This is a genomic window from uncultured Hymenobacter sp., assembly GCF_964243305.1.
In the GTDB taxonomy this organism is placed as follows: Bacteria; Bacteroidota; Bacteroidia; order Cytophagales; family Hymenobacteraceae; genus Hymenobacter.
On sequence record NZ_CAXTEF010000069.1, the window covers coordinates 1 to 6,835 of the forward strand.

The window sequence follows — 6,835 nt, forward strand, 5'->3', positions numbered from 1 at the left end:
CTTACTACGCTTTTAAGGTACGCTAAAATGTGAGGCGGTAGAAGGGGACCGGCAGAAAGCCTTGCTGATACGCGGTGCCAATCTGGTTGGTGCGCGGGTTGTAGGCCTGCTGAAAGATATTCTCCCGATTGGATACGTTTTGCAGGTCCAGGGCCAACTCATGGGTTAGCCGGGCCCGGTTGAGTTTGTAGCTCAGCTTCACATCGGCCCGGAAGTAGGCGGCCTGCTGCGCCCCAAAGGCCTGGTCGTAGCGGTACACCGCCGTGTTGGCTTGGCGCGAAGCATCGTAGTCCAGGGGGGTGGTATGGCGTCCGCCGGTGACGGTGGCTTTCAGGCTGATGGTCAGCACACTGCCCCGTTTACCCAACTCAAACTCCCGGCCCGCCAGGGCATTGGCCACGTACCTAGTGTTGAACGGCGTGTTGCGCGCCACCCCGTCGCTGCCCCGGTACTTGGAGTCGAACACCGAAGTGGTGAGCAGGAAGTAGTAGCCGGTGGCGAAGCTGCGCTCCAGGGTCAATTCGGCGCCGTAGTTGCGGCCGGTGCCTTCGCTGACGAGGTTGCCCTTGTCAGTCGGCACGAAGCTGGCGCCTTCCGTCAGCCCGGAGTAGTAGCTGGCCGTGCGTTCCACCGGCGCGTCAAACAGCGCCTGGTAATACCCCTCGACGCGCAGATGCAGGTTGTCGGTGAGCTGCCGGTCGTAGGCCAGCACGAAGTGGTGGCTGCGGGTGAAGCCCAGGTCCTGGTTGGTGAGCGCATACGTGCTATCGGCTTGGCGGCTCTGGTAGAAGTACAGCAGCAGGGGCGAGAGGCTGCTGTGCAGGCCGTAGGCCGCGCTGAGCGTACTGGCCGGCGAGAGTTGGTACTGTAGCCCCGCGCGCGGCTCCACCACGGTGCTGCCGTTCAGCGCGAAACGGGAGGCGCTGAGCCCGGCGTTCAGGGTAAGCTGGTCGGAGAAGCGGTGCCTCCACTGCCCGTAAAGCTGCGCGAGGGCCGTGTGGCCGCGGGCGTCGCGCTCCGTGGTGCTAATCGGGTAGCGGCTGCGGCTCTGGTAGTCATACTGGAGCAGGTCCACGATGGCCCCGGCCGTGACGTTGTCGCGGGCGCTGAACTTATGGCTGACCTGCCCGTTCGCCGATAGCTTGTCTTGCGTAAACTCGTTGTGGTCGGTTGGAATTTCGGCCAGCACGTGGCGTCCCCCACCAAAAAGGATGGTGTCCTGGTCGGACTGCTCGGTGGAGCGGGAGGCCGAGAGCGTGAGCCGCGCCACGGTGCGCTCACTTAGGCGGTGCTCGTAAGAGGCCGCGCCGATGCCCGTGAAGTACTTCACCCGCAGGTTAACACCTTCCTGCCCGTACACGTCGGCCTCGGTGGTGTCCACATCCTGGCCCAGAAAGGTGATGTTGCTGCGTCCGCCCAGGGCCCACACGCTCAGGTTGCCGCGCGGGCCCACCGGCACATCGGTCTTAAAAGTGAAATCCTGGTATTCCGGCGTGCCGGCAATATCGTAGCCGACCGCCTTGAGCAGCGAAAATATCGAGTAGCGGTAGTTGACCAAGTACGAGGCCTTGGACTTGGCACTGTAGGGGCCTTCGGCGCCTATTTCCAGGCCGTTGAAGCCGACCTGGCCCAAGAACTCGCGCTTTTCGTCGTTGCCTTTGCGCAGCCGCAAGTCGAATACCGCGCCCAGGGCGTTGGCGTATTCGGCGGGGAAAGCCCCGGTCAAAAAGTCGGACTTCGCCAGCAGGTTGTTGTTGAGCATGCTCACCGGCCCGCCCGTGGTGCCGAGGGAACCGAAGTGGTTGGGGTTGGGAATGTTGACGCCGTCGAGCCGCCAAAGCAGCGAAGCCGGGGAGTTGCCGCGCACCACAATGTCGTTGCGGGCGTCGTTGGCACTGCTCACCCCGGCAAAATTCTGGGCCATGCGGGCCGGGTCGCCGAGGCTGCCGGCGTAGCGGTTGGCTTCCAGCGGCGAAAACGGCCGGGCCGAGACGGTGGCCATCTCGTTGTTGGGCACCCGCTGGTCTTGGCTGCGCCGGTACGTTACCTGCACCTCATCGAGGGTGGTCAGCCGCTCGGTCAGGCTCAGCGTCAGGATTACTTCCTTGCCGGTCGTCACGCTCACGTCATTGAGCAGCAGGTCTTCGTAGCCGATGGAGGAGACGCGCAGCTGCACGTGGCCCACTGGCACACCGGGCAGCCGGAAGCGGCCGTCGGCGTCGGTACTGCCGCCCAGCGCGGGCGCCACGCCCAGCACCACCACGGTAGCGCCAATGACGGGGGCGCGCGCCGTGGCGTCAAGCACGGTCCCGCGCACGGTTTGGGTCGTGCCCGGCTGGGCCTGCCCGGCCCGTCCGTTGGCCAACGTGACCAGCAGTACCCAGCAGCAAATAATGAAGTGTCGCATATTCCCTGGCAGTTGATAAGAAGCCAAAGGTGCTGCGGAGGAACAGCGGATGCCACTAAAATCTGGGTGAGTCGTCGATAAGCCGGCCTCAATCGTAGCGGGCCCGCCCTGAATCGTTTAGGGCTAATCGGCTAGGTGCCAACTCGGGCACCCCGCGCTTGACTCGCAGGGGGAAGCGGCGGCATACGAGGGGCCTTCCCAGTGCTCGTTATATTATTGGGGGGGGGTAGGAAACCCCAGGTGCGTGTGGTAAGGAACACGCACTTGGCCGGTCGTCGGTAACGCCGGCCTACTGCCGGGACATCCATTCGGTACTTACTCCCTCGTTACCGAACCAGGCCAGACCACGTTGCCCGAAAGGCTCCTAGTCTGCGACTGCCGCTGCCTCGGTAGCGACGGCTGCCAGGACGTGACGCAACTGTTCCTTATGCGTTTCGCCCCACTGCCCCAGCACCTCGATTACCGGCAACAGGGTTTCACCAAACGCGGTAAGACGATACTCTACTTTCGGTGGCAACTCCGCAAACACCGTTTTGGCTACCAGCCCTTGCTCTTCCAGCTGGTTGAGCTGCAAATGAATGACCCGACGCGTAGCGCCGGGCATTTTTTTTTGCAACTGCCCCGGCCGGCAGATACCCTGGCTCAGATAAAAGAGCAGCGCCACCTTCCATTTACCAGCCAGCACCTCGCGAGCCAGGTGCACTCCGCAAGCTAAGTCGAGAGGGATTTTGCGTTCGTGCATCATAAACTTGTTGTTCTACTGCCCGACGAAGGGCCGTTGGGAACGGTTCGGGGCGTTTCGCTACGTTGGCGTGATAATTTTCACTCCTAAAGTAAGCGTATTTCGGTTTTAGCACCAGTAGGAGGCAAGATTACTGTCGCCCTATAGAGCGTTGATACGGCCACGCGGTAGGCTGGTCGCCGGCCGGTAACTGTCGGGCGGATGCCACCCCAACGGTTATTTGAATTTCATATCTTTGCTTGATGCCGACGCGGGAAACGATTACGGAGTATTACCAGCGGTACGGGCGCGGGGAGCCGGCTACGGGGCAGGTAACGGCCTACCGAATTGAGGACGTGACTACTACGGACTCGTTTCCGCACGTTCGGCGCGATTTTTATAAAATCAAGCTGCTGTGCGACGCGCACGGCATCCTCTCGTACGCCGACCAGCGCGTGGCCGTGCACGGTAGCGCCCTTATTTTCGTTAATCCCCTGATTCCGTACGCCTGGGAGCGCACGAAGGGCCGCGAAACCGGCTTCGCCTGCTTGTTTACGGAGGAGTTCAGCACGCCGCAGCTGCGCACGGCCAGCGTGGCCCAGTCGCCGCTGTTTCGGGTGGGCAATCCGCCGGTGCTGTTTCCACCCCCGGCAGCCGTGGCCCGCCTCAAGGACCTGTTTGAGCAATTGTTGGCGGAACTGCCTTCCCCCTACCCGCACAAGTACGACGTGCTACGCAACTACCTGCAATTGCTGCTGCATGAGTCGCTAAAGCTGCTGCCAGCCGCGCCCGTACCGGTGGCGGCAGAGCGGCTCCAGGCGCTGTTTCTAGATTTGCTGGCGCGGCAGTTTCCGCTGGCCTCGCCGCACCAGCCGCTGGGGCTCAAGAATGCCAACGAGTTTGCCCGGCAGCTGGCCGTGCACCCCAACCACTTGAATAAAGCGCTGCAAGCCACCACGGGCTACAGCACTACCGCTCATATTGCCGGGCGGCTGGCCGCAGAGGCCCAGGCGCTGCTGCGGCACAGCAACTGGAGCATCGCTGAAATCGCCCACGGCCTGGGGTTTGGGCACGCGTCCAACTTCAACGCCTTTTTCAAAAAGCACACCGGCCACACGCCCAACGGCTACCGCCGGGAGCTGGCGTCGTTTTCATAGCTTATGGATTGATTGGCATACTTCCGCCGGGTAGCCAGCCCGGACCTTTGCGTCGTTCATTCTCACTCAACGCAACGCGCAACATGGAAAACGGCATCACCGGCAAAGTCATCATCATCACCGGGGCCAGCAGCGGCATCGGCGAAGCCACTGCCCTGCTACTGGCTGAGCGCGGCGCCAAGCTGGTACTGGGCGCGCGCCGGCCCGAACCCTTGGCCGCACTGGTGGCCCGCATCGCGGCGGCCGGTGGCGAGGCGGCCTCCGCTGCTACCGACGTGGCCCGGCGCGCCGACGTGGCCGCGCTCGTGCAGCTGGCGCAGGAGCGGTTCGGCCGGCTCGACGTGCTGGTCAGTAACGCGGGCATCGCGCCCATTTCTCTCCTGGATGAGCTGCGCGTGGACGACTGGGAGGCGATGATAGACGTGAACCTCAAGGGCCTCTTGTACGGAATTGCGGCCGCGCTGCCGGTATTTCGGCAGCAAGGCAGCGGGCATTTCGTCAACGTGCTGTCCGTCGCGGGCCTCTCCATCGTGCCCACGATGGCCGTGTACGCCGGCACCAAAAATGCCGCACGGGCCATTACTGAAGGGCTGCGGCAAGAGGCTGGTCCCCACCTGCGGGTAACCGGTATTTCGCCCGGCTTCGTGCAGACGAACCTGGCAGGCTCCATGAGCAACCCCGAGGTGCGGGCCCAGATTACCGAGCAGATGGGCGAAATTGCCATTCCGCCGGTGGCCATTGCCCGTGCCATTGCCTTCGCCATCGAGCAGCCGGCAGAAGTCGACGTCAATGAAATTGTGGTGCGGCCCACTGCGCAGTGAGGTTGACGGCGTTTTGGTGGCAACCCTATCCCCTGCCCTATCGGGGCGTTGGTGAACGAATAAGGTCCCCCCAACTGAGACCTAAAAAAAGCCAACCCTTAAGTTAATAGCCAGTAAGATAGGCCGATGCCGGCGGACCGGCTTTACACTTGGGTTAACCCCCCATCGACGACGATTTCTGTGCCGGTCATGTAGCTGCTGTCGTCGGAGGCCGCGAAGGCGATGACGCCCGCTACCTCTTCCACCTTGCCCAGCCGCCCCATCGGGATGGACGGCAGCAGCGAGTCGTAGTTGGCTTCGGTAATACCAGCCGCCGTGTACGCCTCAGTGATGAAAATGCCGGGGCTGACAACGTTGACGCGAATGCCGCGCTCTTTCAGTTCCGTGGACCACGTGCGGGCTAGAAGCCGCAGCCCGGCTTTTGTGGCCCCGTAAATACCCAGGCCGGCCATGCCCGACAGGCCCGAAATCGACCCAATCAGCACGATGGAACCCCCACGGCCCATGAGCGGCAACGCTTCCTGCACCGTAAAGGCGGTGCCTTTGACGTTGATGGCGAACCGCTCGTCCAGCAACTCGTCGGTGTATTGCCCCAGCGGTACCAAGCTGCCACCGCCGGCATTGGCGACCACGGCATCCAGATGGCCGGCTCGGTCCTGGATGGTGGCGAAGAGGCGGGTTAGGTCGGCGTGGCTGGTGATGTCGCCCTGCACGGCAATGGCCCGGTCGCCGAGCTGCGCAAGCGCCTCGTCAAGTTCCGCCCGGCGGCGGCCCGTGATAAACACGGTGGCCCCCTCGGCCAGCAAGCGCGCGGCGGTGGCGAGCCCAATGCCGGTGCTGCCTCCCGTCACCAGGACGGTCTTGTTTTGAAAGCGCGGGGTCATAACTAGGCAGCTATTTTGATGACGATTTTCCCAAACAGCTCCGGCGATACGGCGGCCTGATAAGCTTCCTTAGCCTCTTCAAAAGAGAAAATCCGGTCGATGGGCGGCTTGATTCCGCTGGCGTCGATGGCCTGGAGCAAGTCGGCGTAGGCGGCGGCGCTGCCGACGGCAGTCCCGCGAATTGCGGCGCCCTTCATCATGAGGAAGAGCAGGGGCGGGGGCGTTGCGGCCTGGTCAAAAAGGCCCATAAACGCGATTTCCCCGCCGTACCCCACGGCCGCTATGGCCTGGTCCATGGCCGAGCCGCCCGCCGAGTTCACCACGCGCTTCACGCCCCCCGTCCGCTCAAATACGACCTCGCCCCAGTTGGGCGTGTCCCGGTAATTAACGGCATCCACCGCCCCCAAGGCCCGCAGCCGGTCGAGCTTATCGGCCTGACTTGAAGTGCCGGTTACTTCTGCGCCCACGGCGCGGGCCAGCAGCAGCGCGAAGAGGGATACGCTGCCCGTGCCGAGCACCAGCACCTTGTCACCCGGACCGACGCGTTTGGCATAGGGTCGGTCGCCGTTGAGGGCCGTCCAAGCCGTTAGGGCCGCGCAAGGCAGCGTTGCAGCTTCCAACAGGGTGATGCTTTTTGGCGCCGCCGCGACCCGGTCAGCCTTCAGCACCACGTATTCGGCCAACATACCGCCGTGGTCGTTGGAGCCCAGCCCAAAGCCCATGCCCGGAATAGGTGGCCCATCGGCCCATCCCCCCGCATAAATGCTCGTTACGCGGTCGCCCACGGCCCATTGGGCAACGTCGGGGCCCACGGCATCAATCTCCCCGGCTCCGTCCGACAAGGG

The 6,835-nt window shown here is 63.3% G+C and carries 6 protein-coding genes; 2 read left to right on the forward strand and 4 right to left on the reverse strand.

Annotation, left to right across the window (positions count from 1 at the left end; genetic code table 11):
* Positions 1-22 precede the first annotated feature (22 nt).
* Both ACFE70_RS19830 and ACFE70_RS19835 read right to left on the reverse strand, forming a co-directional pair.
* Positions 23-2,407, reverse strand: coding sequence for a TonB-dependent receptor domain-containing protein (locus tag ACFE70_RS19830; protein ID WP_375419520.1), 2,385 nt, complete (start codon positions 2,405-2,407; stop codon positions 23-25).
* A 364-nt stretch (positions 2,408-2,771) separates the two neighbouring features.
* Positions 2,772-3,152, reverse strand: coding sequence for a winged helix-turn-helix transcriptional regulator (locus tag ACFE70_RS19835; RefSeq protein WP_375419521.1), 381 nt, complete (start codon positions 3,150-3,152; stop codon positions 2,772-2,774).
* A 239-nt stretch (positions 3,153-3,391) separates the two neighbouring features.
* Here ACFE70_RS19835 and ACFE70_RS19840 point away from each other — a divergent pair, with 239 nt between their 5' ends.
* Both ACFE70_RS19840 and ACFE70_RS19845 read left to right on the forward strand, forming a co-directional pair.
* A complete protein-coding gene (locus ACFE70_RS19840) occupies positions 3,392-4,285 on the forward strand; it encodes a helix-turn-helix domain-containing protein (protein WP_375419522.1) in 894 nt (297 codons plus the stop codon).
* Positions 4,286-4,368: 83 nt separating this feature from the next.
* Positions 4,369-5,106, forward strand: coding sequence for an SDR family oxidoreductase (locus ACFE70_RS19845; protein ID WP_375419523.1), 738 nt, complete (start codon positions 4,369-4,371; stop codon positions 5,104-5,106).
* A 143-nt stretch (positions 5,107-5,249) separates the two neighbouring features.
* Here the strand turns inward: ACFE70_RS19845 and ACFE70_RS19850 are convergent, their stop codons facing one another.
* Positions 5,250-5,990: an SDR family NAD(P)-dependent oxidoreductase gene (locus ACFE70_RS19850; RefSeq protein WP_375419524.1), complete on the reverse strand. Its 741-nt coding sequence runs from the start codon at positions 5,988-5,990 to the stop codon at positions 5,250-5,252.
* A gap of 2 nt (positions 5,991-5,992) precedes the next feature.
* The coding region (locus ACFE70_RS19855; protein WP_375419525.1) for an NAD(P)-dependent alcohol dehydrogenase at positions 5,993-6,835 on the reverse strand (843 nt) is incomplete at its 5' end.

Excerpts from the sequence above, each read along its gene's own strand:
- ACFE70_RS19830 (WP_375419520.1), bottom strand. The coding sequence starts at position 2,407 with ATGCGACACTTCATTATTTGCTGCTGGGTACTGCTGGTCACGTTGGCC.
- ACFE70_RS19835 (WP_375419521.1), bottom strand. The coding sequence starts at position 3,152 with ATGATGCACGAACGCAAAATCCCTCTCGACTTAGCTTGCGGAGTGCAC.
- ACFE70_RS19840 (WP_375419522.1), top strand. The coding sequence starts at position 3,392 with ATGCCGACGCGGGAAACGATTACGGAGTATTACCAGCGGTACGGGCGC.
- ACFE70_RS19845 (WP_375419523.1), top strand. The coding sequence starts at position 4,369 with ATGGAAAACGGCATCACCGGCAAAGTCATCATCATCACCGGGGCCAGC.
- ACFE70_RS19850 (WP_375419524.1), bottom strand. The coding sequence starts at position 5,990 with ATGACCCCGCGCTTTCAAAACAAGACCGTCCTGGTGACGGGAGGCAGC.